Source organism: Parvularcula lutaonensis (assembly GCF_014651915.1).
Lineage (GTDB): Bacteria > Pseudomonadota > Alphaproteobacteria > Caulobacterales > Parvularculaceae > Parvularcula > Parvularcula lutaonensis.
Window position 1 is genome coordinate 110888 of the sequence record NZ_BMXU01000001.1, and the last position, 24267, is coordinate 135154.

20 protein-coding genes are annotated in these 24267 nt (G+C 63.8%); 8 read left to right on the forward strand and 12 right to left on the reverse strand.

Features of this window, described 5'->3' with window-relative positions:
* Window positions 1–38: 38 nt before the first annotated feature.
* Window positions 39–1016, reverse strand: a complete 978-nt coding sequence (locus IE053_RS00520; RefSeq protein WP_189570415.1) for a YncE family protein — start codon at window positions 1014–1016, stop codon at window positions 39–41.
* A 116-nt stretch (window positions 1017–1132) separates the two neighbouring features.
* On the opposite strand from IE053_RS00520, the gene IE053_RS00525 reads away from it, so the two are divergent.
* A complete protein-coding gene (locus tag IE053_RS00525) occupies window positions 1133–2149 on the forward strand; it encodes a ligase-associated DNA damage response exonuclease (protein WP_189570416.1) in 1017 nt (338 codons plus the stop codon).
* Window positions 2146–3741, forward strand: coding sequence for a cisplatin damage response ATP-dependent DNA ligase (locus IE053_RS00530; protein ID WP_189570418.1), 1596 nt, complete (start codon window positions 2146–2148; stop codon window positions 3739–3741). The genes IE053_RS00525 and IE053_RS00530 overlap by 4 nt, the downstream gene beginning before the upstream one ends.
* Before the next feature lie 49 nt (window positions 3742–3790).
* Here the strand turns inward: IE053_RS00530 and cysN are convergent, their stop codons facing one another.
* Together cysN and cysD are read right to left on the reverse strand one after the other, a co-directional pair.
* Window positions 3791–5689, reverse strand: coding sequence for a sulfate adenylyltransferase subunit CysN (cysN, locus tag IE053_RS00535; RefSeq protein WP_189570420.1), 1899 nt, complete (start codon window positions 5687–5689; stop codon window positions 3791–3793).
* Entirely contained in the window at window positions 5689–6582 is an 894-nt protein-coding gene (gene cysD / locus IE053_RS00540; RefSeq protein ID WP_189574591.1) for a sulfate adenylyltransferase subunit CysD, read from the reverse strand. The genes cysN and cysD overlap by 1 nt, the downstream gene beginning before the upstream one ends.
* Window positions 6583–6947: 365 nt before the next feature.
* Here cysD and IE053_RS00545 point away from each other — a divergent pair, with 365 nt between their 5' ends.
* A complete protein-coding gene (locus IE053_RS00545) occupies window positions 6948–7448 on the forward strand; it encodes a PH domain-containing protein (RefSeq protein WP_189570422.1) in 501 nt (166 codons plus the stop codon).
* Here IE053_RS00545 and IE053_RS00550 read toward each other — a convergent pair.
* Together IE053_RS00550 and IE053_RS00555 are read right to left on the reverse strand one after the other, a co-directional pair.
* A complete protein-coding gene (locus tag IE053_RS00550) occupies window positions 7445–10690 on the reverse strand; it encodes an error-prone DNA polymerase (RefSeq protein ID WP_189570424.1) in 3246 nt (1081 codons plus the stop codon). The genes IE053_RS00545 and IE053_RS00550 overlap by 4 nt on opposite strands.
* Window positions 10691–10702: 12 nt before the next feature.
* Window positions 10703–12199, reverse strand: coding sequence for a DUF6504 family protein (locus tag IE053_RS00555; RefSeq protein ID WP_189570426.1), 1497 nt, complete (start codon window positions 12197–12199; stop codon window positions 10703–10705).
* A gap of 121 nt (window positions 12200–12320) precedes the next feature.
* Between IE053_RS00555 and IE053_RS00560 the strand changes: the two genes are divergently transcribed.
* The 3 genes from IE053_RS00560 (at window position 12321) to IE053_RS00570 (ending at window position 13968) form a co-directional block, all read left to right on the forward strand.
* A complete protein-coding gene (locus IE053_RS00560; protein ID WP_189570427.1) occupies window positions 12321–12716 on the forward strand; it encodes a hypothetical protein in 396 nt (131 codons plus the stop codon).
* A 129-nt stretch (window positions 12717–12845) separates the two neighbouring features.
* Window positions 12846–13559, forward strand: coding sequence for a hypothetical protein (locus tag IE053_RS00565; protein ID WP_189570429.1), 714 nt, complete (start codon window positions 12846–12848; stop codon window positions 13557–13559).
* Window positions 13549–13968, forward strand: coding sequence for a PaaI family thioesterase (locus IE053_RS00570; RefSeq protein ID WP_189570431.1), 420 nt, complete (start codon window positions 13549–13551; stop codon window positions 13966–13968). The genes IE053_RS00565 and IE053_RS00570 overlap by 11 nt, the downstream gene beginning before the upstream one ends.
* 19 nt (window positions 13969–13987) lie before the next feature.
* Here the strand turns inward: IE053_RS00570 and IE053_RS00575 are convergent, their stop codons facing one another.
* From IE053_RS00575 to murJ, 5 genes are all read right to left on the reverse strand, one after another.
* Window positions 13988–15850 (reverse strand): DEAD/DEAH box helicase, encoded by a 1863-nt coding sequence (locus IE053_RS00575; RefSeq protein WP_189574594.1) that lies wholly within the window; start codon window positions 15848–15850, stop codon window positions 13988–13990.
* Window positions 15851–16438: 588 nt separating this feature from the next.
* Window positions 16439–17290, reverse strand: a complete 852-nt coding sequence (locus IE053_RS00580) for a S41 family peptidase (protein WP_189570433.1) — start codon at window positions 17288–17290, stop codon at window positions 16439–16441.
* A gap of 95 nt (window positions 17291–17385) precedes the next feature.
* A complete protein-coding gene (locus IE053_RS00585) occupies window positions 17386–18396 on the reverse strand; it encodes a peptidoglycan -binding protein (RefSeq protein WP_189570435.1) in 1011 nt (336 codons plus the stop codon).
* Window positions 18397–18399: 3 nt separating this feature from the next.
* The gene (locus IE053_RS00590; RefSeq protein ID WP_189570437.1) at window positions 18400–19338 is read right to left on the reverse strand and encodes a hypothetical protein; all 939 of its coding nucleotides are present in this window, start codon (window positions 19336–19338) and stop codon (window positions 18400–18402) included.
* A gap of 80 nt (window positions 19339–19418) precedes the next feature.
* Window positions 19419–21002 carry a murein biosynthesis integral membrane protein MurJ gene (gene murJ, locus IE053_RS00595; protein WP_189570439.1) on the reverse strand — a complete coding sequence of 528 codons (1584 nt, stop codon included), beginning with the start codon at window positions 21000–21002 and terminating at the stop codon, window positions 19419–19421.
* 167 nt (window positions 21003–21169) lie between these two features.
* On the opposite strand from murJ, the gene IE053_RS00600 reads away from it, so the two are divergent.
* Window positions 21170–21667: a hypothetical protein gene (locus tag IE053_RS00600; protein ID WP_189570441.1), complete on the forward strand. Its 498-nt coding sequence runs from the start codon at window positions 21170–21172 to the stop codon at window positions 21665–21667.
* Here the strand turns inward: IE053_RS00600 and IE053_RS00605 are convergent.
* A complete protein-coding gene (locus IE053_RS00605) occupies window positions 21664–23109 on the reverse strand; it encodes a hypothetical protein (RefSeq protein WP_189570443.1) in 1446 nt (481 codons plus the stop codon). The two genes, IE053_RS00600 and IE053_RS00605, sit on opposite strands and share 4 nt — an antisense overlap.
* 84 nt (window positions 23110–23193) lie before the next feature.
* On the opposite strand from IE053_RS00605, the gene IE053_RS00610 reads away from it, so the two are divergent.
* Window positions 23194–23691 carry a peptide-methionine (S)-S-oxide reductase gene (locus IE053_RS00610; protein WP_189570445.1) on the forward strand — a complete coding sequence of 166 codons (498 nt, stop codon included), beginning with the start codon at window positions 23194–23196 and terminating at the stop codon, window positions 23689–23691.
* Here the strand turns inward: IE053_RS00610 and IE053_RS00615 are convergent.
* The gene (locus IE053_RS00615; protein ID WP_189570448.1) at window positions 23688–24203 is read right to left on the reverse strand and encodes an SH3 domain-containing protein; all 516 of its coding nucleotides are present in this window, start codon (window positions 24201–24203) and stop codon (window positions 23688–23690) included. The genes IE053_RS00610 and IE053_RS00615 overlap by 4 nt on opposite strands.
* Window positions 24204–24267 lie beyond the last annotated feature (64 nt).

Genomic DNA, 24267 nt, shown 5'->3' on the forward strand with positions numbered 1-24267 from the left:
GGAGGCCAGTATCTCCCGGCCGCGCGGCGCGGGGATAACTATTCCGAGGGCGTTACGTCGCCGGGCGCATAGCCGAGGCCGTCCGATCCCTGACCGACATCGAAGCTATGCAGGATATCGAAGCTCTCCATATCGATCTCGAAGACCTTCTCCGCGCCGGTCGCAGCCGCCCAGAGGACGTCACCTTCAGGGGAGAAGAGTAGGGTCACGGGCACTGTGCCCTCGCCAAGTTCCACCGTCGCCGCGGGTTGCAGGTCACCGACCTGATAGATCACGACATTGCCCCGGTCGGGCTGGCTCACCGCGAACAGCGTGCCGTCCGGGCTGATCTCGATGCGGATCGGAATCCCCTCCGTCTCCACCGTATCGCGCAGCTCCAGCGTCTCGGCATCGAAGATCATGACGCTTTTCGAGCCATTGTTGCCGACAAAGATTTCCTGTCCGCTCGGGCTGATCGCGATAGCTTCGGTCTGCTCTCCAGCCTTCACGTCGCGAAGCTTTTTCGCGGCCGGGATGTCGATCACCGTGAAGGTGCCCGAGCCGATATTCGCGACATAGGCCCTCAGACCGTCCGGGCTCACCGCCACCATGTGCGAGCCTTGCTGGTCGGTCTTCACCCTGTCGCGGATGCGGCCCCGCTGGGGATCGATAATCACGACGTCCTCGGTGATCTCGGTCGTCACGATCACATGATCCGTGTTCGGGATCCATTTCAGCCCGTGAGGCCCTTTCGAGCCGTCGAGAGACACGGGACCCAGCGGCTCGGCCGTGCGGGCGTCGAAGCGATAGAGCTCGTCACCATCGAAGCCCGGACCGCGGTAGCTGACCACGACCACCTGTTCCCCGTCCGGCGAGACCACGATCTCGTGGGGGAACCGGCCGGTCTCGCGCCGGACCACTTCTTCCCCGCTCTCGAGATCGACGAAACTGACCGTGTGCTCGGCCTTGTTACCCACGATGAGGGTCTGGGCCGAGGCGCTGCCGAGAAGGGCTGCGAGGATGAAAGCGAGGCGCATGGCGGGCTCCGGGGTTGGCATTGCCAAATGACCGACCGTCTTTCGGGAGGAGTCAATCATCCAGCGCAGCGATCCGCCTCAGTTGAGCCGCGCGCGCTGACGCATACATTTCCTTCGTGAAGCCGAGTGAACTCCTGCATCCCACGCCTGCCGGGCTCTACTGCCCGCCGGGAGATTTCTACATTGACCCCGTCCAGCCTGTCGGACGGGCGATCATCACCCATGGCCATGCCGACCACGCGCGCGCAGGGCACGGTGCCGTCCTTGCTACGCCGGAGACACTGGCCATCATGGCCGTGCGCTACGGCGAGGTGTTCACCGAAAAACGCCAGCCCTTGGCCTACGGAGAGGTGGTCGAGGTGAACGGTGTGACCATCTGGCTCGTGCCCGCCGGCCATGTCCTCGGTTCCGCCCAGGCCGTGGTGGAGCATCGCGGCATACGGATCGTCACGACCGGCGACTACAAGCGTCGCCGCGACCCGACCTGTGCCGCCTTCGAGCCGGTGGAATGCGACGTCCTCATCTCCGAGGCGACCTTTGGCCTGCCGGTCTTCATCCATCCGGACACGGCAGGGGAGGCGCGCAAGCTCATCCGCTCGACCGAGCAGTTCCCCGAGCGCGCGCACCTCATCGGTGCCTATGCGCTGGGCAAGGCCCAGCGGCTGATCTGCCATCTGCGCGAAGAGGGCTACGACAAGCCGATCTATATCCATGGCGCGATGAAGCGGCTCTGCGATCTCTATGAGGAACTCGGCGTCCCTCTCGGACCGCTGCTCCCCGCGACGATTGAGAAGGAGAAGGGTGAGAAAGACCGCTTCGCCGGCGAGATCATTATCTGCCCGCCCTCGGCCATGCAGTCGACCTGGGCCCGGCGATTCCCCGATCCTGTCCCGGCTTTCGCCAGCGGATGGATGCGTGTTCGTCAGCGTGCGAAGCAACGCGGTGTCGAGTTGCCGATCATCATGTCCGACCATGCCGACTGGGAAGAGCTGACCAACACGGTTCGCGAGGTCGACCCGGCCGAGCTTTGGGTCACCCACGGCCGGGAGGACGCGCTCGTCCGCTGGGCAGAGCTCGAGGGCAGGCGGGCCAAGGCCCTTCATCTCGTCGGCTATGAGGAGGACGCTGAGTGAACCGCTTCGCCGAACTCCTCGACCGCCTGATCTTCACGCCTTCGCGAAACGGGAAAATCCGGCTACTGACTGAGTATTTCCGGGAGGTGCCGGACCCGGAGCGCGGCTGGGCCGTTGCCGCCATCACGCGCGACCTCGAGATCAGGTCGGTGAAGATGGCGGCGATCCGCGGGGTCATCGCTTCGAGAGTGGACGAGGTCCTGTTCGACCTCTCCCGCGACTATGTCGGTGACACGGCCGAGGCTGCAGCTCTCATTTGGCCTGCTGAGCACGGAGCGAACCGCCAGCCGTCGCTTTCAGAGGTGATCGAAACCCTGAACAGCGCCAGCCGGACCGAAGCGCCCGCAATTGTCGAACAATGGTTCGATGCCCTGGACGCGAGTGGCCGCTGGGCGCTTATCAAGCTCATCTCCGGCGGCCTCAGGATCGGCGTCGCTTCCCGGCTTGTGAAGCTTGCACTCGCAGAGTTTGGCGGGAAGGAGCCGCAGGAGCTCGAAGAGCTCTGGCACGGTCTCAAGCCGCCCTATACGGAGCTCTTCGCCTGGCTCGAAGGCGGTGCTGAGAAGCCGGTCAATGCGATGAAGGCCCCGTTCCGTCCGGTCATGCTCAGCCATCCCGTTGAAGAAGCGGACAAGCCGAAGATCGACCTCGACAGAATGGCGGCGGAGTGGAAGTGGGACGGTATCCGCGTGCAACTCGTGCGCGAGGGTGGCGAGGCAAGGCTCTACTCACGCACCGGCGATGACATCTCGGATGCATTCCCCGACGTGATCGAAGGCTTCCCTGCTAATGCCGCGCTCGATGGAGAGCTCCTGGTCTTCGACCCCGACACCACCGACCATTTCGCTGTTCGTCCGTTCAATGACCTCCAGCAGAGGCTCAACCGCAAGAAAGTGTCGGCGAAGATGCTGAAGACCCATCCCGCCTTCGTCCGCGCCTATGACATATTGTGGGAAGAGGGCGAGGATCTCAGGACCCTGACGCTTGAGGAGCGTCGTCGGCGCCTCGAAGCAGTCATCGGCGAGGGCCTGCCGCGCGTCGATCTCAGTAAACGGATCGAAGCTGCTGACTGGGACGAACTGGCCAGGCTCCGGGCGGAACCGCCCATCGATGCGATCGAAGGCGTCATGCTCAAGTCCAGAGACGCTCCTTACGTCCCCGGTCGCCCCAAGGGGCCTTGGTGGAAGTGGAAGAAGGAGCCGTTCCTCATCGATGCGGTTCTGATGTATGCCCAGCGCGGGCATGGCAAGCGTTCGAGTTTCTACTCAGACTATACGTTCGGCTGCTGGCGCGGGGACGAGCTGGTCCCCGTCGGCAAGGCTTATCATGGGTACACGGACCAGGAACTCAAGAAGATCGACAAGTTCGTACGCGACAACACGGTGGAGCGCTTCGGACCCGTCCGCTCGGTGAAGGCTTCGCGCGACCACGGCCTTGTCTTCGAGGTGGCCTTCGAGGGCCTCAACCGTTCTCCGCGGCACAAGTCGGGGGTCGCGATGCGCTTTCCGCGGATCAACCGGCTTCGCTGGGACAAGCCGGCTGCAGAGGCGGACGAGCTCTCGACCCTCGAGGCGATGCTGCCCCGCCAATGAAAAAGGGGCGGCAGGAAGCCGCCCCTTTGCCGATCGTCGTCCGGCGCCATCAGCCTTCGAGATAGCCGTTCCTGTCGAGATATTCGACGATCATCTCGGCTGCTTTCTCGGCGGCTACTTCGGAGGTGTCGATCTCGATGTCCGGGTTCTCCGGCTCTTCATAGGGGCTGTCGATGCCCGTGAAGTTCTTGATCTCACCCTTACGCGCCTTGGCGTAGAGGCCCTTCACATCGCGCTGCTCGGCAACTTCGAGCGGGGTTGAGATAAAGATCTCGATGAACTCCCCGTCTTCCATCCGCTCACGGACGGCCCGGCGCTCCGAGCGGAACGGCGAGATGAAGGAGACAAGCGTGATAAGCCCGGCATCCACCATCAGCTTGCCTGCTTCGCCAACGCGGCGGATATTCTCCACGCGGTCGGCATCGGTGAAGCCGAGGTCGCGGTTGAGGCCATGGCGGACATTATCGCCGTCAAGCAGGTAGGTGAGCTTGCCAAGGTCGTGCAGGCGTTTCTCGACGAGGTTCGCCACCGTCGATTTGCCGGAACCCGAAAGCCCGGTGAACCACAGCATGGCCGATTTCTGGCCGAGCATCTTGCGGCGGCTGTCCTTGTTCACGTCCACGGCCTGCCAGTGCACGTTCTTCGAACGGCGCAGGGCATAATCGATCATGCCGACGCCAACCGTATGGTTCGTCAGGCGATCGATCAGGATGAACGAGCCCATGGCCCGGTTCTCACTGTACGGATCGAAGACCAGGCGCTGGGTCAGCGACAGGTTGCATTCGCCGATCTCGTTCAGCTTGAGCGTCTTGCCGGAGAGGTGCTCCAGCGTGTTGACGTCGATGCGGTGCTTGAGATCGGTGATCTGTGCCGGGATCATCCTGTTGTTCGATTTGAGGATGTATTGCCGTCCCGGCAGCATCTCCTCATCGTCCATCCAGAGGATCTTCGCCTGAAGCTGGCCAGCCTGTTCTGCAGGCTGGGCGGCGGCGGCGATGACATCCCCACGGCTGGCGTCGACTTCGTCTTCCAGGGTCAGGGTCACCGCACGGTTCTTGTCGGCAAAGGCCAGATCGCCCTCACGGGTCACGATGCTCTTCACCTTGGTGCGTTTGCCCGACGGCAGGATCACCACTTCGTCGCCCGGTGCGACCCGGCCAGAGACCACCGTGCCGGCAAAGCCGCGGAAGTCGAGATTCGGCCGGTTCACCCACTGCACGGGCATACGGAAGGGTTGCTCTTCATCCCTCGAGGTATCGACCGTCTCGAGATAGGGGAGCAGCGCCGCACCATCATACCACGGAGTGTTTGGAGACTTGGTCAGGATGTTGTCACCCTTGAGCGCCGAAAGGGGCATGCAGGTGATCGTCTTGAAGCCCAGCGGCTTGGCGAATTCGCGATAGGCTTCCTCGATCTCGCGGAACTTGTCCTCGCGGAAGTCCACGATATCCATCTTGTTGATGGCGACGACGACATGGCGGATGCCAAGGAGCGAGCAGATGAAGCTGTGACGCTTCGTTTGCGGAAGAACGCCGTGGCGGGCATCGATCAGGATGATCGCGAGATCAGCCGTCGAGGCACCGGTAGCCATGTTGCGCGTATACTGCTCGTGGCCGGGCGTATCGGCAACGATGAACTTGCGCTTCTCGGTCGAGAAGAAGCGGTATGCGACATCGATCGTGATCCCTTGCTCGCGCTCCGCAGCCAGGCCATCGACAAGGAGGGCGAAGTCGATCTCGCCGCCTTGCGTGCCGAACTTCTTGCTGTCCGAGCCGAGCGTTTCGAGCTGGTCGTCGAAGATCGATTTGGCGTCGTGAAGGAGGCGACCGATGAGGGTCGACTTGCCGTCATCCACCGACCCGCAGGTCAGGAAGCGCAGCATGTCCTTCTTTTCGTGCGTGGCGAGGTACTCGTGGATGTCGTCGCCATCTTTGAAGACGTCACTCATCAGAAGTATCCCTCTTGCTTTTTCTTCTCCATCGACGCCGACTGGTCGTGGTCGATAACCCGGCCCTGGCGTTCGGAGCTTCGTGAGAGGAGCATTTCCTCGATGATCTGCGGAAGGGTGTTGGCTTCGGACTCGACCGCACCGGTGAGGGGGTAGCAGCCAAGGGTCCGGAAACGGACCATCTTCTCTTCGACTTTCTCGCCTTCGTGGATCGGCATACGGTCGTCATCGACCATGATCAGCGTACCGTCACGCTCGACGACCGGGCGCTTCGCAGCGAGGTAGAGCGGCACGATCTCGATATTCTCGCGAGCGATGTATTGCCAGATGTCGAGCTCGGTCCAGTTCGACAGCGGGAAGACGCGGATCGATTCGCCCGGCGCGGTGCGGGTGTTGTAGATGTTCCAGAGCTCAGGGCGCTGCGATTTGGGATCCCAGCGGTGGTCCGCCGTGCGGAAGCTGAAAATCCGCTCTTTCGCGCGAGACTTTTCTTCATCTCGGCGCGCGCCGCCGAAGGCAGCGTCGAACTTGTAGTGGTCAAGGGCCTGCTTCAGGGCCTGGGTCTTCATGATGTCCGTGTGGACTGCAGAGCCATGCGTGAACGGACCAACACCAGCCTTCACGCCTTCCTGGTTCGTCCAGACACGGAGTTCGAGGCCAAGCCGCTCCGCGAGCTTGTCGCGGAACTCGATCATCTCGCGGAACTTCCACGTCGTATCGACATGGAGGAGCGGGAAGGGCGGCTTCGAAGGGTAGAAGGCCTTGAGCGCGAGATGCAGCATCACGGCAGAGTCCTTGCCGATCGAATACAGCATCACCGGGTTCTCCACCTCGGCGACGACCTCGCGCATGATGTGGATCGATTCCGCCTCGAGCCTGTCGAGGTGGGTCATCGCTTCGGGCGACAGCAGGCCCTTGGCCCGCGGTGTTTCGGCGACTTCCAGCTCGTCGAGCCTCCTGGACGCCTGCTCTAGGGTTTTTTCGGTCATTCCGCCCCCGTTCTTGATGCGGGCAAGCCCCTTTCCGTCATTGAGGAGCTTGCGGGAAATGGTGGTGAGAGACAGGCCAGTGCTCTCGCTCAGCCTCTCGGCGCGTCGTAAGAGCGTCTCTGTGTCGATCATCTGGGCCTCCGGGCATGGGACCTTGCGCCCATGCGTGGGAAAAGCAAGTGCAATCGGCATGCCAATCGTGGGAATGGTTTCCCACTCTCTAATTTACTTGGTTTCCGAGCCGTTAATGGCGCGAAAGTGAGAGCTTTATGGTATTCAGGAGTGCCCCGCTCGATGGGATTTCAAGGGTTTTGACGCCAGTCACGGTGCTTCTGTCCCTTGCTCTCCTGTTTCTTCCCACGATGATCGGGCCGGATGGCGACCTCGCCGAGCGCGGGACACAGGCGGTAGGGCTTGTCCTTCTCGTGAGCAGCATCGCGAGTTGGGCCGCGATGCCGAAAGCCTATAAGCTGTCGAGCGAGGGGCTGCTGATCGAAACCGGCGCAGGCGGCTCGCGCATCCCTCTGGACCAGATCGGCACAGTGCGCGCGATCCAGCCATCCGAAGCACCGGGCTTGCGCCTTTTTGGCGGCAGCGGTCTCTTCGGGCACTGGGGAACCTTCAGGACGAAGAGCGGCGATACCGTCTCCGTCCGGGCGACGCGTCTTTATCCTGCCGTCAGGATCGAGCGGCCGAACAGCCGCGATCTTATCGTTTCGCCAGCCGACGTGGACGGTTTCGTGGCGGCGGCGGAGAAGCTCCGGGCCTAGTGGAAATCGCGGCTGGCGAAGAGCCGTTTGGCCTGCTCCCTCGGATGCGCGACGCTGGGCTTGGCCGGCAAGGCCTTGGGTTGTTTCCGCGCAGGCTGCTGGACATTGTTCGGGCCCGGACGACGCGCTTCGTCCTGGCTTTCCCAGGTCGGGTCGATGGTCGCGCCATAGGCGTCGGCGTCGCCCAGTGTCTCGAGCATAGAGGAGCAGTCCTCGATCCGGTGCGCGACGATATGGGTGACAAGTCCCTCACGCTGGACCTCGCCTGAGATCTTGAGGAGACGTCCCGTCATCACCTCGCGCCTGTGGCGCTCGAACGTCTTGGGCCAGACGATGACGTTGATACTGCCGGTCTCGTCCTCCAGCGTGATGAAGATCACGCCGCTTGCCGTACCCGGACGTTGCCGCGTCGTGACAAGGCCGGCCACGGTCTGGCGGCTCTTCTCGGGCACCTCGCGCTGGGCTGCGGATTTGAGAAGCCGTCGCTCGGGGCTGAGGGCATTGTTGAGGAGGAGGACCGGGTGCTCACGCAGGGTCAAGCGCGTACTGACGTAATCCTCGAAGACATCCTCGCTCTTGGCCGGCGCGGGCAGGGCCGCCTTTGCCACCCGTTCCTCGGCCTCGAGCGCTGCGAGAAGCGGTGGGGCTTCGTTCTTGATTGCCTGCGCCTGCCACAGGGCCTGCCGTCGGTCGATACCGAAGGGTGCGAAGGCATCCGCCTCGGCAAGCTTGGTCAGGCAGCCAGGCTTCACCCCCGTCCGTGTCCAGACATCCTGGATCGAGCGGTAGCCTGCGCCGCGCGCGCCGGAGATCGCGTGCGCCTCATCCTCCTTGAACCCCTTGAGCTGGCGAAATCCGAGCCTGATCGCCAGCCGTCCGTGTCCGTCGGGTTCGAGGGCATGGTCCCAGGTGCTCTTCTGGATATCGATCGGCAGGACGATCACCCCATGCCGCCGCGCATCCGCCACCAATTGGGCGGGTGCGTAGAAGCCCATAGGCTGGCTGTTAAGAAGGGCGCAGGTGAAGATCTCCGGATGGTGCCGCTTCAGCCATGCTGAGGCATAGACGAGAAGCGCAAAGCTCGCCGAGTGGCTCTCGGGAAATCCGTAGCCAGAGAAGCCTTCCAGCATCTCGAAGCATTTGACCGCATACTCATAATCATAGCCGCGTTCGACAGCGCCCGTGACAAACCTCTCGCGAAACTTGCCCACATCGCCTGAGCCCCGGAAAGTCCCCACCGAGCGGCGAAGCTGGTCGGCCTCGGAAGGCGTGAAGCCTGCCGCGACCACAGCGATCTGCATCACCTGCTCCTGGAAAAGCGGCACGCCGAGCGTCCGCTCGAGCACGGCTTCGAGCTCTTTGGATGGGTACTCCACCACCTCCTCACCGCGCCTGCGCCTGAGATAGGGATGCACCATGTCGCCCTGGATAGGACCTGGGCGGACGATTGCGACCTCGATAATCAAGTCCCGGAACTCCCGTGGGCGCATGCGCGGCAGGAAGTTCATCTGGGCACGGCTTTCCACCTGGAAGAGGCCCACCGTATCCCCTTCGCAAAGCATGTCATAGACCACCGGGTCCTCAGGCGGCAGGGTCGCAAGGGTGTAGGGCTCTCCCTTCCACTCTTCGAGAAGTTTGAAACTCTTGGCGATACAGGTCAGCATACCGAGAGCCAGGACATCGACCTTAAGGATGCCAAGGGCGTCGATATCGTCCTTGTCCCACTCGATGACCGTGCGGTCCTCCATGGCCGCATTCTCGATCGGGCAAAGTTCGTCGAGCCGCCCCTTGGTGATGACGAAACCGCCCACATGCTGGGAAAGGTGGCGAGGAAATCCGACCAGTTCCTGCACCAGCATGCCGAGAAGGCGCACCCTGCGGTCTGTCTTCTGGAGCCCCGCCGCTTCGATCCGTTCGTCCTTGAGACCGCTCTCCGACCAGCCCCAGATCTGTGAGCTGAGGGAATTGATGGCATCGGCTGAGAGGCCCAGCGCCTTCCCCACTTCACGAATGGCTGCACGCAGACGAAAGTGTATCACGGTGGCGCAGAGTCCTGCGCGGTGACGGCCATATTTCTGGTAGATATGCTGGATCACCTCCTCGCGCCGCTCGTGCTCGAAGTCGATGTCGATATCTGGCGGCTCGTTGCGCGCTTCGGAGACGAAGCGCTCGAATACCATGGTGATGAGTTCCGGGCTGACCGACGTGACGCCGAGAGCATAGCAGACCACCGAGTTCGCGGCCGAGCCGCGCCCCTGGCACAGGATGTCCTTGGACCGGGCAAAGCGGACCACGTCATGGACGGTCAGGAAATAGCGCGCATAGTCCATCTGACGGATCAGCCGCAGTTCCTTCTCCACCATTGCCTGCACCTTGAGCGGCACACCATCAGGGTACCGCCTTCCAAGACCCCGCTCGGTCAGGGTGCGCAGGCGCTCGTCAGGGTCCTGCCCACGGCTGACTTCTTCGGGATATTCGTAGCGCAACTCGTCGAGGGAGAAGGTGCAGGCCTCGGCGATCTTCAGGGTGTTGGCGAGGGCATCGGGGTAGTCCGTATAAAGTCGCCGCATCTCGAAGGGCGTCTTGAGGCGCCGTTCGGCATTCGGCAGGGCCTTGAGGCCGAGCCTGTCGATCGTCGTCTTCTCGCGGATGCAGGAGAGAATATCGGCCAGCGCCCGGCGTCTGGCCCGGTGCATCAGGACATTGCCTGTGGCGACGAGGGGAACGCCCAGATCCTCCGAGAGCTGACGGGCCTGTTCGAAGCGCCTCTGGTCCTCGCCATCATAGAGCGGCGCGAGGGAGAGATAGATATCTTCGCCGAAGCGTTTCTTCCAGCGGGCGAGGGCGTCGAGGTCGAGCTTCGACGTCGTGTCCGCGATCAGGACCGAACCCTTGCCGAAATCATGCTTCTCGAGGTCCGCCGGGAAGATCTCGCATTGGCCCTTCACCGTCCTGCGCTTGCCGAGGGTGAGGAGCTTTGACATCCCTCCGTAGGCGTTGCGGTCCTTTGGGTAGGCGATCACCTCCATGCCGCAGGTGAACCGGAGCCGTACGCCGGGCAGATAGCGGACGCCCGCCTCCTTCGCCGCCACATGGGCGCGGACAAGCCCGGCAAAGGTGTTCGTGTCCGCAAGGCCTATCGCAGAAAGACCGCGTTCCTTTGCCCAGACAGCATATTCCTCAGGGTGCGATGCACCTGTGAGAAACGTGAAGTTCGACGTGATGGCGAGTTCGGCGTACATGGCGCACCAGCATCAGGGGAGTTCTCCGTAAACCGACCACTTACGTTTCGCTCCGGGCTCGGGGTCGGCGCCGAGCCAGAGGCGTTCCCCGCTCGCTGTTTCCACGCGCCAATAGTCGCGCGCCTCGTGGCGGCGGGGATCGTCGTGCCACCATTCGGGCAGCACCCGGCGGGGGCCGTCCGATCGCTTGAGCTTGAAAGCCTTGCCGCGCCAGCGGAAGCGCTCGGGCGGCCTTCCGGGTGCAAGAGGCTCCACCGGCTGTCCGGGGAAAAGCCGTAAAGGTCCGGGGGCGGAGGGCCTTGACCACTGCCCTGGCCGAGGCTGCGCGATCGCTGGCACCCGCGCTTCGTTAAAGCCGGGCAGGTGGCTCTCCGCAGGAAGGGGCTTGGTTACGCGATCAAAGCCGAGGCGGTTGCCAAGCGTGCCGATGAGGTCATCGATGCTGCCCTTTTTTGTCACCTCGCCCATGCCGGACTGCTTGACCTCGAGCGGGCCGTGGCCGCGGACGATGATACGCAGGACGTCGATGCCGAAGCCTGCGTCGAGCCTGCCGATCACCGGGCTCCACTGGCGCATGATCGCCGCGCGATCGATGGTCGGGCGGGCCATGCCGATGGTGTAGCTTTCGGAGGAGCTGTCCGCCTTCTGAACGATCAGCTCCAGCGCCGTGGTACCGCGACCGTCCTTCTCCAGCTTCTCGCAGAGGGCGGTGACGATCTTCTCGACGCCTGCCGTCACGTCATCAGTGAAGCCAATAGGTTCGGGAAAACTGAGCCGTGCGGAGTAACGCTTCTTCGCTTCGGTGGGGGCGACGGGGGTGGCGCTTCGCCCCAGGGCTTCCTCGAGCTTGCGCCCGAGATCGGCGCCGAAGCGCTTGGTAAGCTCCGCACCAGGAAGACGCGCGACATCGGCAAGGGTCTTGAGGCCGAGCCGCCTCAAGTGTCGGCTGTCTTGACCCAGCGCTGCGACCGGCAGGCGCTGCAGCATTTCCCATGTCTTGCCCGCCGGGGCGATTTGCGCCTCGTGGCCTGAGAAGCGGGCGAGAGCGCGTGCCGCGCCCTTGGTATCGGCAAGAGCTGCGCGGCTGTCGAAACCAAGGTCTTCTGCCTGCTGACGGACTTCGAGCAGCATCGCCTCCTCGCCGCCGAAGATATGGGCGCAGCCGGAGATGTCGAGCACCAGCGCGTCGGGCCTCTCCACTGCCACGAAGGGGGTGAAGCGGTGGGCCCAGCGGTGAAGGGCAGTAAGCAGGCGCTCCTCTCGCACGGGGTCCTCCACCCGGGTCAGGAGATGGGGCACCGCGGCGCGCGCATCGGCGAGGGCGGTGCCGGGGGTGAGGCCGATCTCCTCCGCCGCGCGGTTCAGGACCTTGAGCCTAAGCGTGCCTTTGCTCTCGGTCACCACGGCAAAGGGTTCGGCCGCATCGAGACCGTCACGCCGCCGCGCCTGGTCCGCTGCCAGCCTGTGAAGCCACAGATAAAGAACGCGTTTTCCAACTCCACGTGACATCCCACGACCCGTATGTTCCTTCTTTGTTCTTTTTAAGGCTCCAAGCCCAGCGAGTCGAGTCAGGATCGGGGTTCGGGCGTTGATGACACACCCAGCGGGTCGTCGCGGCGGTCGGGCGCTCATGCTCCGGACAGGCGAGAAGGCCTATGGTCCCGCCTGCCTCCGCCGCCAGTTGCAGGCGCCGGCTTTCGGTGAGGCTGGGCGGGCGGGGCAGTTCCAGAAGAACGCTGGAGACACTGCCCGAGCGCAAGGATGTCTCTGCCGCCCAGAGGATGTCCCGGACATCATGGACGTGGACAAAGAGGAGCGCCGCGGGATCGAGGAATGCCGCGAGTCCATGGGTATGCGGCTCCCCCGTCCCGAAGCGCAAAGCCCAGACAGCCCGCCCGCCCGCAGCAGCGATCGCGAGGGCAAGGAAGCTGAGCGACGCGCTGCCTGCGACCTCGTGCAGCCGCCCGAAGCTGAGGCCGGGCAAACCGTCCGCGAGGCGGGCTTTCGCACGCGTGGTGGGGCTTAAGGATTCCATACGGAACGATTCCAGAACACTGCCCGGGAGTCAAAGGATGTTCGGCATATGTTCTCAACAGTGTGAAGGGCTGGGCGGAGGCGGCGAAGACTGCTTATTCTGGGGGCCGGGAGGCCTCTCATGATGTCGAGTATCCGCCGGAGCGCCGAGCGTCGCGACTGGGCTATGTTGCTCTTTGAGCTGATTATTGTCGTGCTGGGTATTTATCTCGGCCTTGCGCTGGGCAACTGGAACGAGGAAAGAATCGAGCGGCAAAAGGCTGAAGCCCTGATCGGTCGTCTCGATGCGGAGTTTGAATCCCTTGCAGAACAAGCCGAGATCCTTGCCGAGGATTACAGGCGCAAGGCCAACCGGGCCGGAGAATTGTTCAAGATCATTCGGGGCGAAGGTGACGTGCCGCAGGACGATCTCGTCAACATCGTTGCCGATATTCAGACCTCGAGCCTGCCCGTCTTCCCGTCCGGGACCTATCAGGAGATGGTCGCGACCGGGACGCTGGGCCTGATCGAGAGCCCAGAGCTTCTCGAAGCGCTGGTCCAGTTCGACCAGAAGATCGAGCCGATCAATGCCGCATTCCTGTCGCAGATGCAGTCGATCGACGACAATGCCGAGATGATGCTGCGCTATGCGGAATTCGACGCCGTGGTCGATGAAGACGGGAACTACAGCCAACGGATCATCGGTGTCGATCTGGAAGGTATGCGGAGCGATCCGGAAGTCGCGGGCGCCATCCTGAGCTTTTTCGGGTTTTACGAAGGGATGGCCCTGGTAAGCGGGATCCAGAGGGACGACGCCAATCGCGTGATGCGGGAGATCGAAGCCTATGACGAGTGAGCCCTCCGTAGTCTCCGCCGAAGAGATCAATGCGTTTCTGGCCAAAGGCTTCGAAAGCGGCAGCTTGCCTGACGTCAAGCTGGCGGAGAGGGATCGCGTGATCCTTCGCCTCGACTGCGGCGCCGAGCACCTGCGTCCGGGTGGTTTCGTCTCCGGGCCGACCCAGATGACGATGGCCGATACGGCGGCCTATGTAGCCGTCTTTACCCGGATGGGCCTGACGCCCATGGCCCTGACCTCAAATCTCAACATCAATTTCCTCCGCCCCTGCCAGAGCACGTGGCTGGAAGCGGAGTGCCGTGTGCTGAAGTTCGGCCGTGCGAGTGTCGTGTCTGAGGTCAACCTGCGCGGCGAAGCATCAGACAAAGCAGTCAGCCACGCCACCGTCACCTATGTCCTGCCACGCTAGAAGCATGGGCGGATAAGTCCTAGCCGGTCCGCTTCTTCCTCGCCTTGTAGGGCTTGCCCGTATCGAGCCGCTTGCGCGGGCCCTGACCGTCGGTCGGCTTCTTGCTTTTCTTCGGCTTGCGTTTGAGGGCAGGCGGGGTGTCGGCAAGGACCGCGGTGTCTTCGGGACGCCAGGGTTTGTCCGTCTTCGGCTTGTCGGACTTCGCCGTGTCAAAGCGGGGCTTGTTGCTCTTTCCGGAGGTCCTGCCGCGCGGTTTGAAGGGCGGTTTCGGACCACGGCGTTCCGCCGGCGGAGGGCCTTTGGCGAGCCGGGCTTCAATGCCTTCCTCGATCTGCTTGCCGCGTTCCATGCCGATCAGGAAGTCGGAGGCACCCTCGGCATCGAGCTGGACGAAGGTTGTCTCTTCCTGGATGCGGATCGCACCGATGGCGCCTTTTCTGATGCCGGTGTTCTTGCAGAGCATCGGCAGGAGCCAGCGCGGCTCCGCGCGCTGTTTGCGGCCGACGGTCAGGGTGATCCAGACGGCGTCCTCGATCTCGTCGCGCTTCTTGCGCTCGCGCGGCTTGGTGGTTTCAGCGACCTCTGAGATCTCTTCGGGTGCCGAGCGGCCTGCCTGGTGCATACGGACGATGGCGGCTGCGAGATGTTCGGCGGAGTAGGCTTCGGCGATGCGCGAGGCGAGATCGCTTGGCTCTGCCTCTTCGGTCAGGACCGGATCGGAGAGCAGGCGTTGATCATCCCTCGCTCGGACTTCGTCGGCAGAGGGAGGGCTCGACCAGTGCGCATCGACCTTCACCTCGGCGAGGAGGCGCTCAACAAAACGGCGGGCGCGGGGCGGGACGATGAGGACGCTGGTGCCCTTGCGGCCTGCGCGGCCTGTCCGGCCCGAGCGGTGGAGGAGGCCTTCGCGGTTCTTCGGCAGGTCGGCGTGGATGACGAGTTCGAGGCCGGGGAGGTCGATGCCTCTCGCGGCAACGTCGGTGGCAACGCAGACCCTCGCCCTGCCGTCACGCATGGCCTGGAGGGCGTTGGTGCGCTCCTGCTGGCTGAGCTCTCCGGAAAGGCTGACTACGGAGAAACCGCGATTGGCGAGACGGCTTGTCAGGCGGGCGACGGCTGCACGGGTGGAGCAGAAGACGATCGCGTTCTCCGCCTCGTGAAAACGCAGGGTGTTGATGATCGCGCGCTCTGTATCGTGCTGGGCGGTGAGCATCGCGTGGTAGGCGATGTCGTCGTGCTGGCGCTGGGGACCGCTGGCGGAGATGCGCAGGGCGTCCGTCTGGTACTTGCCTGCGAGCTTGGCGATGCCGCCCGCGACGGTGGCCGAGAACATCAGGGTGCGGCGTTCTTCGGGGCAGGCTTCGAGGATGGCCTCGAGTTCTTCGCGGAAGCCGAGGTTCAGCATTTCGTCGGCTTCGTCGAGGACGACTGCCCGGAGGTTGTCGAGCCTCAGGGCGTAGCGGTTGATGTGGTCGACCAGGCGGCCAGGGGTGCCGACAACGATCTGGGCCCCCCGGCCAAGGGCCTGGCGTTCCGCGCGGACGTCCATGCCGCCGACGCAGGTGGCGACCTTCACGCCAGCCTCGGCGTAGAGCCAGCTCAGCTCCCGCGCGACCTGCATGGCGAGCTCGCGGGTCGGGGCCACGGCGAGGGCGACGGGGTCACCCGCGGGGGGCAGGTGGCCAGCCTCGTCGAGGAGATCGGCGCCGAGGGCGAGGCCGAAGGCGACGGTCTTGCCTGAGCCTGTCTGGGCCGAGACAAGGAGGTCGCGGCCAGCGAGCTCGGGGGCGAGCATCGAATCCTGAACCTCGGTGAGGGTGTCATAGCCCTTTGATTTCAGGGCGCGAAAGAGGACGGGCGGGAGGCCCGGCGCGTCAGTAATGGCGGTCATGGGTTGTCCAATGCGGTCGGGGCCGGCGGGCAGGATGGCCCGGCATCGGCCGCTCCTGCCTCGCAGCAGGAAGAATTCGTTGGACGCCCCTAGTCGAGACTTGACCGGAATGCACGCATTGATTCGTGGGGGTTTGTTGAGGTGGTTGGCGCTCCGATATCTCAGCCCGTCATCCCGGACGCCGGAGGCGAGCCGGGACCCATGGACTGCTGCTGCCGTCGGGCGCGCTCGCTCACTCTTTCAGCGATGGGTCCCGGATATTCGCTGCGCGAATTCCGGGATGACGGGTGGAGAGGAGCAGCGCCGATATCCGCCCGTGGGCGGTTTTTGGGAACTCAGGGACCGGAGCGGACGCTAGGGCTCGCTTCTAATGTAATTTGTATGCGGGCCGTTCGCGTCCGCTCCCGGTGTTTTAGCGAGGGGCCCACAGAGCACTTTAAGCCCTCGTCCAGCGCCCAGGGTTGTCATCCTAGAGCGAAGGAACACCGCCCCGCTGCCAAACCGTGACGAACCCGGATTGTCCTGAACAGCAGCAGGGACGGGTAGGATACGCTGGCTGGAGCGGGCGGGGATAAGTCCCTAGCGGAGGAGGGCTGCGCGGGCGGCGGTCGCAGCGTCATCGCTCTCGATGTCCGGCGTCAGGCCGCTGCCCTGCCAGCTTTCGCCGCCGGGACCGAGAAGCTCGCCGGTGCGGATGAGAAGGATGTCGCCCTCAAGGCCCAGGGGGCGCACGGTCTTGATCCCGGCTTCGCCAAAGGAGGTCTTTCCGACGAGGAGGGCGTCACGGCGGGAGCGGAGGGCGAGCGCGACGAATTCTGCGCCGGTTGCGGTCTTCTCGTTGATCAGTACGGCGATGGGTTTTCCGTCGAGGATGTCGCCGAGCTCCGCGATGTAGATGCGTGGATCGGCTCTCTCGCGGCTGCGGTAGGAGCCGAGGGGGCCGCCGCTGACGAAGAAGTTGGCGATGCTGATGGCGCTGTCGAGAAGTCCGCCCTGATGATCGCGCAGGTCAATGATGAGGTGCTCTGCACCTTGATCGAGGGCTTTGGCGACTTTGGCTTTGATCGTGGCGGGCGACTGGGCGTTGAACGGGCCGGGCGTGATCGTGGCGATGGTGCCGTCCAGCGAAAGCTCCGTGTTCTGCGTGTCGGGCTGTTCTTTCGCCCGTTGCTCCATCGACGCGTAGGTCACGTATTCGATGCGGTCGTTGAGGCCGAGGGCAGTGAGGATCTCGGAAATTTCCGTCGTGCCCTGATCGTTGAGCGCGTTGAGCGTCACCTCGTCAGGCTCGAAGGCGGGGTAGGCCTGGCGGACGGCGATCTTGTGGATCTTGTCGGCGGTGGTGGAGGTCGGCGCGGCGGGGTGCGGTTCCGGCGCGCTGGTCGTTGCGCAGGCCGCGAGAGCCAATGCAGCTGCGAGAAGGCGGATCATGAGATTTATCAGTCGTCGGATAGTGTAAGAGGTGGCCTTCACCCGAAATCGGAGATTTTGACCTCTCCCCGAGGGCGAGGTTGGGGGCGTACGGATCAGCGTTCGGTGAGTTTGAACTCGATGCGGCGGTTGATGGCGAGGCTGGCGGGGTCGCGGCCCGGGACGAGGGGTTGGTGCTCGCCGAAGCCTGCGGCGACGAGCCGTTTCGGCGGGACGCCTTGGCTCTCGAGATATTGGACGACCGAGATCGCCCGCTCGGCGGAGAGGTGCCAGTTCGAGTCATAGAGCAAGCGGCAGGCCGGGCCGAGGGGCTCCTGGTCGGCGTGGCCATCCACGCGGAGGATCCATGCGATTTCGGAGGGGATCTGGCCGCGGATCTCAAGAAGCACGTCAGCAAGTTTCTTCAGTTCAATCCGTCCTTGTGCGGAAAGAGAGGCGGAGCAGCTTCCGAAGAGGACATCGCTTTCAAAGACGAAGCGGTCACCGACGACGCGAATGTCATCGCGGTCGCCAAGGGCCTCACGCAGGGCTTCGAAGAAGCGTGAGCGGACTTCGGCCAGCTCCTGCACTTTCCTTGCAAGGGCGGCATTGAGCCGGGTGGAGAGGTTCTCGATCTGCGCCTGCTGTTCGAGATCTTTCGCCTCGGCGGCTTCCAGTGCTTCTTGAAGGCTGGCCAGCTGTTTCCTGAGCGCTGCGAGCTGGGCGTTGAGGGTGGCGATTTCGGAGGCCTGCTCTTCGGTCAGGGCCTTTTCGGCTTCGAGTTCTTCGGCGCTGGCGGCGATGGCACTGCCTGCAACGGCAAGTTCTTCCGTGAGCTGCGCAATGCGGGCCTCGCCCTCGGCGAGCTCATCCTCGAGGGTCGCAATCCTGAGTTCGAGGCGGGTCTTGTCGGCCCGGGCGAGGCCGAGGTCCTCGGCCAGCTTGGCGATCTGGGCGCGGAGGGAGTTAAGCTCGGTATCCTTCTGGGTGAGCTCCTCGCCAAGATAGAACTGCGCCACCACGAAAAGCGACAGCACCACCATCAGGACAAGGATCAGGCTCGACAGGCCATCGACGAAGCCTGGCCATATGGCGGCGTCACCGCCGCGGGAACGGCGCCGGGCCATCGCTTAGCGACCCTTCGGAGCTTTGCCCTCGAGGAGGGTGCGGCCGAGCTGGCGAATTTCCTGCTGCACCGCGCCTGCGCCTTCGTGCTGGGCGGAGGCGAGGCGGGAAATCGCCTTCTCAAGGCGATCGAGGGTCGCGTCGATGTCGGCTTCGGAATAGCTGGCCGACGCGCCGCCGGATCCGGCGGTGGTGGTGTCGGTGATTCCCGAGAGCCAGTCTTCGAGGTCGGAATAGAAGCGGTTTTGCGCCTGGCCGGCCTGGATATCGAGGAGGCCGAGGACGAGAGAGCCACCGAGCCCGAAGAGCGACGAGCTGAACGCCGTGCCCATACCGGAAAGCGGCTCGTTGAGATTGGCGATGAGGCTTCCGACCGCGTCGGAGCCATTGCCGTTCGAGGTACCAGCGAGGCTGCCAATGACGTCTGAGACGCCATTCACGGTCTGGAGGAGGCCCCAGAAGGTGCCGAGCAGGCCGAGGAAGACGAGAAGGTTGGTGGCGTAGCGGCCGATCTCGCGGCCTTCGTCGATGCGCAGACCAACCGAGTCGAGGATGGCACGGGTCGAGGCTTGGGACAGCCTGCCGCCGCGCTCGTCGGCGTCGAGAAGCATCCGCGAAACTGCGGTGATGAGCATCGGCGCGCGGGGAAGCCGGGTGCGCGAAGGGTCGACGGAGTTCCGGAAACTATTGATCCAGCTGACCGCCGGGCTGACCATCATCGCCTGGCGCAAATTGTACATCACGCCGATCAGCAGGACGAAGATGATGAGGCCGTTGAGATAGGGGTTGGCGTTGAACGCCTCGATCAGGAGATCGTTCGGCTGCGGGCTGAAGGGTGAGAGGTACCAGACGATCGCACCGACGAGGGCCAGCACGATGAGCATGTTGAGGACAGCTCCGCCTGCCCCGGTGAAACGGACCGAGCGGTCGAGCGAACGCGCCATGAAGATCTTCCCCTGACCAAGACCTCCACTATGCAGGGAATGGGCCGGATAGTGAAGAGTTAACAGGGGCGGCTTTCGCGTTAACCGGCTTTCGGCTTGAGATCAGAGACTTTGACTGCGCCGAGGAGGAGGCTGACGAGGCCGTAGCCCACGGCTCCTGCGCCTGCGAGGGCGAAGAGGAGGAGCCAGCTCTGGCCGAGGAAGACGGCTTCGAGGGCTTCGCGGTTGCCGAGGGCGTACCAAAGGCCTGTGACGAGGCCTGCCGTGGCAACGGTCATGGCGAGGAGCCTCGGGATCAGGGGCTTCCAGTTGAGGATGCCGCGCCTGTGCAGGGTGGTGGAGAGAAGCATGACCTCGGTCCAGCCAGCGATGACGGTGCCTGTGGGCACGCTCAGGAAGGCGATGAAGGGGAAGAGGCCGATGGAGATGACAGCGTTGATGGCGATCGCCGTGAGGGCGAAGCGCATCGGCGTCTTGGTGTCTTCGCGGGCGAAATAGGCGGCGGCGAACACCTTCTGAAGGACGAAAGCGGGGACGCCCCAGCCGAAGATGAAGAGGGCCGCGCCGACCATCTGGACGTCGGTGTCATTGAAGGCCGAGCCGCCTGCGCCGATGGATTTGGTGGCGGCGCCTGCGAGGTCTTGGAACAGGGCTTCGGCGATGAAGCTGCCGAGCATGATGAGGCCCGCGGCGGCGGGCACGGCGAAGAAGAGGGCGGTGAGGACGCCCTGCTGCAGGGTGCGGGCGGCCTTGGTCTCGTCGCCCGATTTCACGGCCCTGCCGATGGCGGGCATGAGGACGACGCCGAGGGCGATGCCGATGATGCCGAGGGGGAGCTGGTAGAGCTGGTCGGCATAGGCCAGCCAGGCGACGGCACCGATTTGCTGGCTGGCGATGTTGGTACCGACGATGGCGTTCACCTGCAGCGCCGAGGCGGCGATGAAGCCGGGTGTGCCAAGGGCGACCATGCGCTTGGCGGACGCTGTGATGCGGGGGATCCTGAGCCTGAGGAGGAGCTTCGACCGGCTGGCGCCCCAGACCAGCCAGAAAAGCTGGCTGATCCCTGCTGCTAGAACGGCGAAGGAAAGGGTGAGGCCCGTCACCTCGACATCCATCTGCGCAGTGACGAGCATCGCGGAGATCATGCAGATGTTGAGAAGGAGCGGGGCGGCCGCGGCCACGGCGAAGCGGCCGATGGCGTTGAGCATGCCGCCATAGATCCCGACCACCGACATGCAGGCGAGGTAGGGGAACATGATGCGGGCGTAGAGCACTGCGAGGTTGAAGCGCTCGGGATCATCTCGGAAGCCGCTTGTCAGGATCGAGATCGCCACGGGCGTAAAGACCATGACGAGGCCCGACAGGACCGTCAGGACCACCACGAGCCAGGCGAGAATATCTTCAGCGAAGCGGCGGGCCTCCTCGATGCCGCCCTCTGCTTCCTTTCCCTGGAAGAGGGGCACGAAGGCGGCCTGGAAGGCGCCTTCTGCAAGGAGGCGGCGGAACATGTTGGGCAGGCGGAAGGCGGCCATGAAGGCGTCGGCGACGGGGGTGCCTGAGGCGCCGATAATGCCTGCCATCATGAGCTGGCGCACGAAGCCCAAGAGCCGCGAGAGCAGGGTCAGTCCGGAAACGGTGGCCAGGGATTTGAGGAGTTTCGGCAAGGGACGCCCGCCTGAGTACTGCGCCAGAAAGCCCGGAATAGGGCCTCGGGATTAACCAAACAAGAAATCCCTCGACCCGGCATTCTTATCATGTGCTGCGTTCGGCTTGCGCTATCCTTTCTGGAGCGCTCTGCTGCGCTGCATCAGCGTAAAGAGGCAGGGGGCCTATGCGCGCAGAATTGATGGCCACGGCGCTGTGGACGCTGCTCGCGGCGTGCGGCGGCGAAGCAACCGGCGACCGCGCCTATCTAGACTCCGAAGGCCTGTGGGGCTGGCAGAACGGTGCGGGCTGCGAGGGGCTGAAGGATGCCGTCGAAGTCGACGGCAAGCGGATCGTTTTCTTCGAAGATGGCCGGCGGGTCGGGCGGGCGAAGCTTGTCGAGCGGACCTACGACACCGATGACGACGGCAGCGGCATGGGCACAGGCAGGGTGATGTTCGCCACGTGGACCTTCATCGCGCCGGATCCGCGGGCGCCATCCGACCTTGTCCGGCACGCCATGCGGTTCGAGGTCGAGCGGGACGGCGATCGGATCACGCGTCTTCGCGCGGTCGATACGCGGCGACTGATCGACCGCGCGAAGACCCAGCGGATCATCGACGAATCCCGCGCAGGCGATGGCCTTGCCCATTGCGACACGGGCGTGCCCCGCGCAACGGACTAGCGCGGGTGGATTCCCTTTCGGTCGCTCCGTGCACGGAAAGTGAACCCGGAAGGCTTGCCCTCGACATCGAGCTGAGGCGGAAGGCCTGCGCGTTCGAGAACTCCGGCGAGGAACAGGTCAGGGGCGTTCATCCCTTCGGTGGTCAGGAGCCTCAAGTCCTCGATCCGTTCCTGCGATCCGCCGAGCTTACTCAGGGTCTCCCAGTAAAGCTCTGCTGAAATCCTGCGATCGTTTTCCTCGACGGCGCTCGCCTTGAGGGCGTTCCAGAAATCGTAAAGGTCATGACGCGGAAGAATGGCATCGGTGGCGAGAGCGATGAAGTCGCCGCAGGCATAGTGGCCGGGAAAGGAGCCGCGCAGGCTCGCTTCATCGAGAGGACCCTCGCGGAGGGTTTCGAGGCAAGTCGACCAGGCATTCTGGTAGCTCTCGAGCAGGAATGCATCTGGGTCTGACGAAATGGCCGAGGTCAAGGCATAGGCCATGGTGTTGGCCGAGCCCTCGTGCATCCAGGCGTCGATCGTGTCGGAAGCCTGCACCTCGCCGTTCTGCTGGTAGAGGTGGGCGGCTTCGTGGCTGAAGAACCACAGCAGGTAGTTGCGGATTTCCTCGTCGGCACTTTCGAGCGCCGAGCCTTCGATTTCGAGGCCGAGGAGACCCTCGAAAGCACCCCCGGTCATGGAGAAGCCTTCTTTCTCGTAACCCTTGAAGGCGAAGAGGATCATTGCCTTTCGAGGCAGGTCGGTGCCCCAGCCATCGGACAGCTCACGGAAGATCATCTTGAGATCGCGGTCGAAGCTCTCCGCGATCCATGCCGGCAGGCCGGGGTCGATAAAGCCTATGAAACTCGAACCCTCTGTCGGCCGAGCATCGCCGATATAGGCGTAGGTGCCATCGCCGACGGGGGTCATGCGGACTTCCCCGCGATAGCGCTGGCCTGCGTAGTAGATCGGGCGCGGCGAGGAGATGACGACATCCATCGACAGTTTTTCGCCTTGCCACTGGCCCGGCGCACCTGCGGAGCGCTCGATCGCCTCGCGACTCTCGGCGTCGAGGAGGCGGAACTGCCCGGTCAGGACACCCCAGTCGCTGCCCGAAAAGTCGAGGAAGGGCGTGTATGCCTTGGGGAGGTTTTCGGTGAAGGGCTCGATCGCGAATGTGACGCTGGACGTGGGCCGTTCGAAGGTGAGGACATCGAAGGGGCCTATCGTCTCGACTCGGGCGCCAGGAGTCTGGGTTTTCCAAGCACCGGTGCGGTAGGCCCCGCCTGACTGGCCGAAGACAAGAACCGTCCGAGGCTCGGCGAATTCGAAGGTCACGGTGAACGAGCCGTCACGGGCCTCGGCGAGGGTCGCCACGGCATCGGGCTCCTTCGCGTGGAGCATGCCAGTGCAGGACAAGGCGAGTGCGAAGGCCACGATCGCCCGGCAGAATGTCTCGATCACGCGTGTTTCCCCGTTTGGTTCCTCCAACGTGCCCGTTCCTCGGGGCCTTTCAAGGTGTCCGGACACGCCCCAACTCATGTCCCGATGCAAAAACTGACGACAATCGGCCTCGGCGGCGGCTGTCACTGGTGCACCGAAGCGGTGTTTCAGGCGCTGCGCGGTGTGCAGGAAGTGGAGCAGGGCTTCATCGCCAGCCTGCCGCCGCATGATTTCGCGTCGGAGGCGGTCAGGCTACGCTTCGACGAGGCGGTGCTGCCGCTCGTGGTGCTGCTCGAGATTCATCTCCGGACCCATGCCTCGCAGTCGGACCATTCGATGCGGAGGAAATATCGCAGCGCTGTCTATGCAACGGACGACGCTATGGCGAAGCGTTGCGCAGGGCTGCTGGCGGAGCTGCAGGCCGGGTTCGAGAGGCCGTTGGTGACCAAGGTCCTGCCGCTGGTGCGTTTCGAGCTGAACGAAGAGCGCTTCCTGAACTACAGGGCGAAGCACCCTGACGCACCTTTTTGCAGCACGCATATCGACCCGAAGCTCGCGATGCTTCGCGCGCAGTTCCCAGCGTATACGGAGGAAGGTGCTTAGAAGGTGCCCCAGAGGTTCTGCTTCTCGGCCCAGCCGCGAAAGTCTTTCGTCTTCACCCGGCACCAGTCGCCTTCGCACATTTCGAGCTTGGCCATCACCCCTGGCTCGAGCCGCGCGCGTGGGAGGGCTTCCTCGGTGGGCTCGGCGAAGATCACCGTGCGCTCTTCGATCAAGGCGTGCTTGTTCTCTGCGAGCATGGATCGGTTGATCCAGACGCGGCGGCCGGTGTGGTCCTCGACCCGGCGCCAGACGTTGTCCGAGGTCTCGGCAATGACTTTCACGGGAAGGCCCTTCTTGCGGTAGATCACGACGACATCGAGATCGAGGCTCGGGCCAGCCCGGCCATTCACCACATCCTTCTTCAGGGCCACGAAGCGCGGGACCGGCAGGCCGGAGAAACCCGTCCGTGTCTCCTCGTCCTGCGCGCGGGCGCTGCCGGTGATGGCGGACACCATGCTGATGAGCGCAAGGATGAGAATGGACAGGCCAAGACGCTGCGGCATCGCGCGCATGAGCGGCTTCCCTCCGATGACCACGGGTACGCCTCAACCTCTGGGCGAGGATGGTAAACGGGAG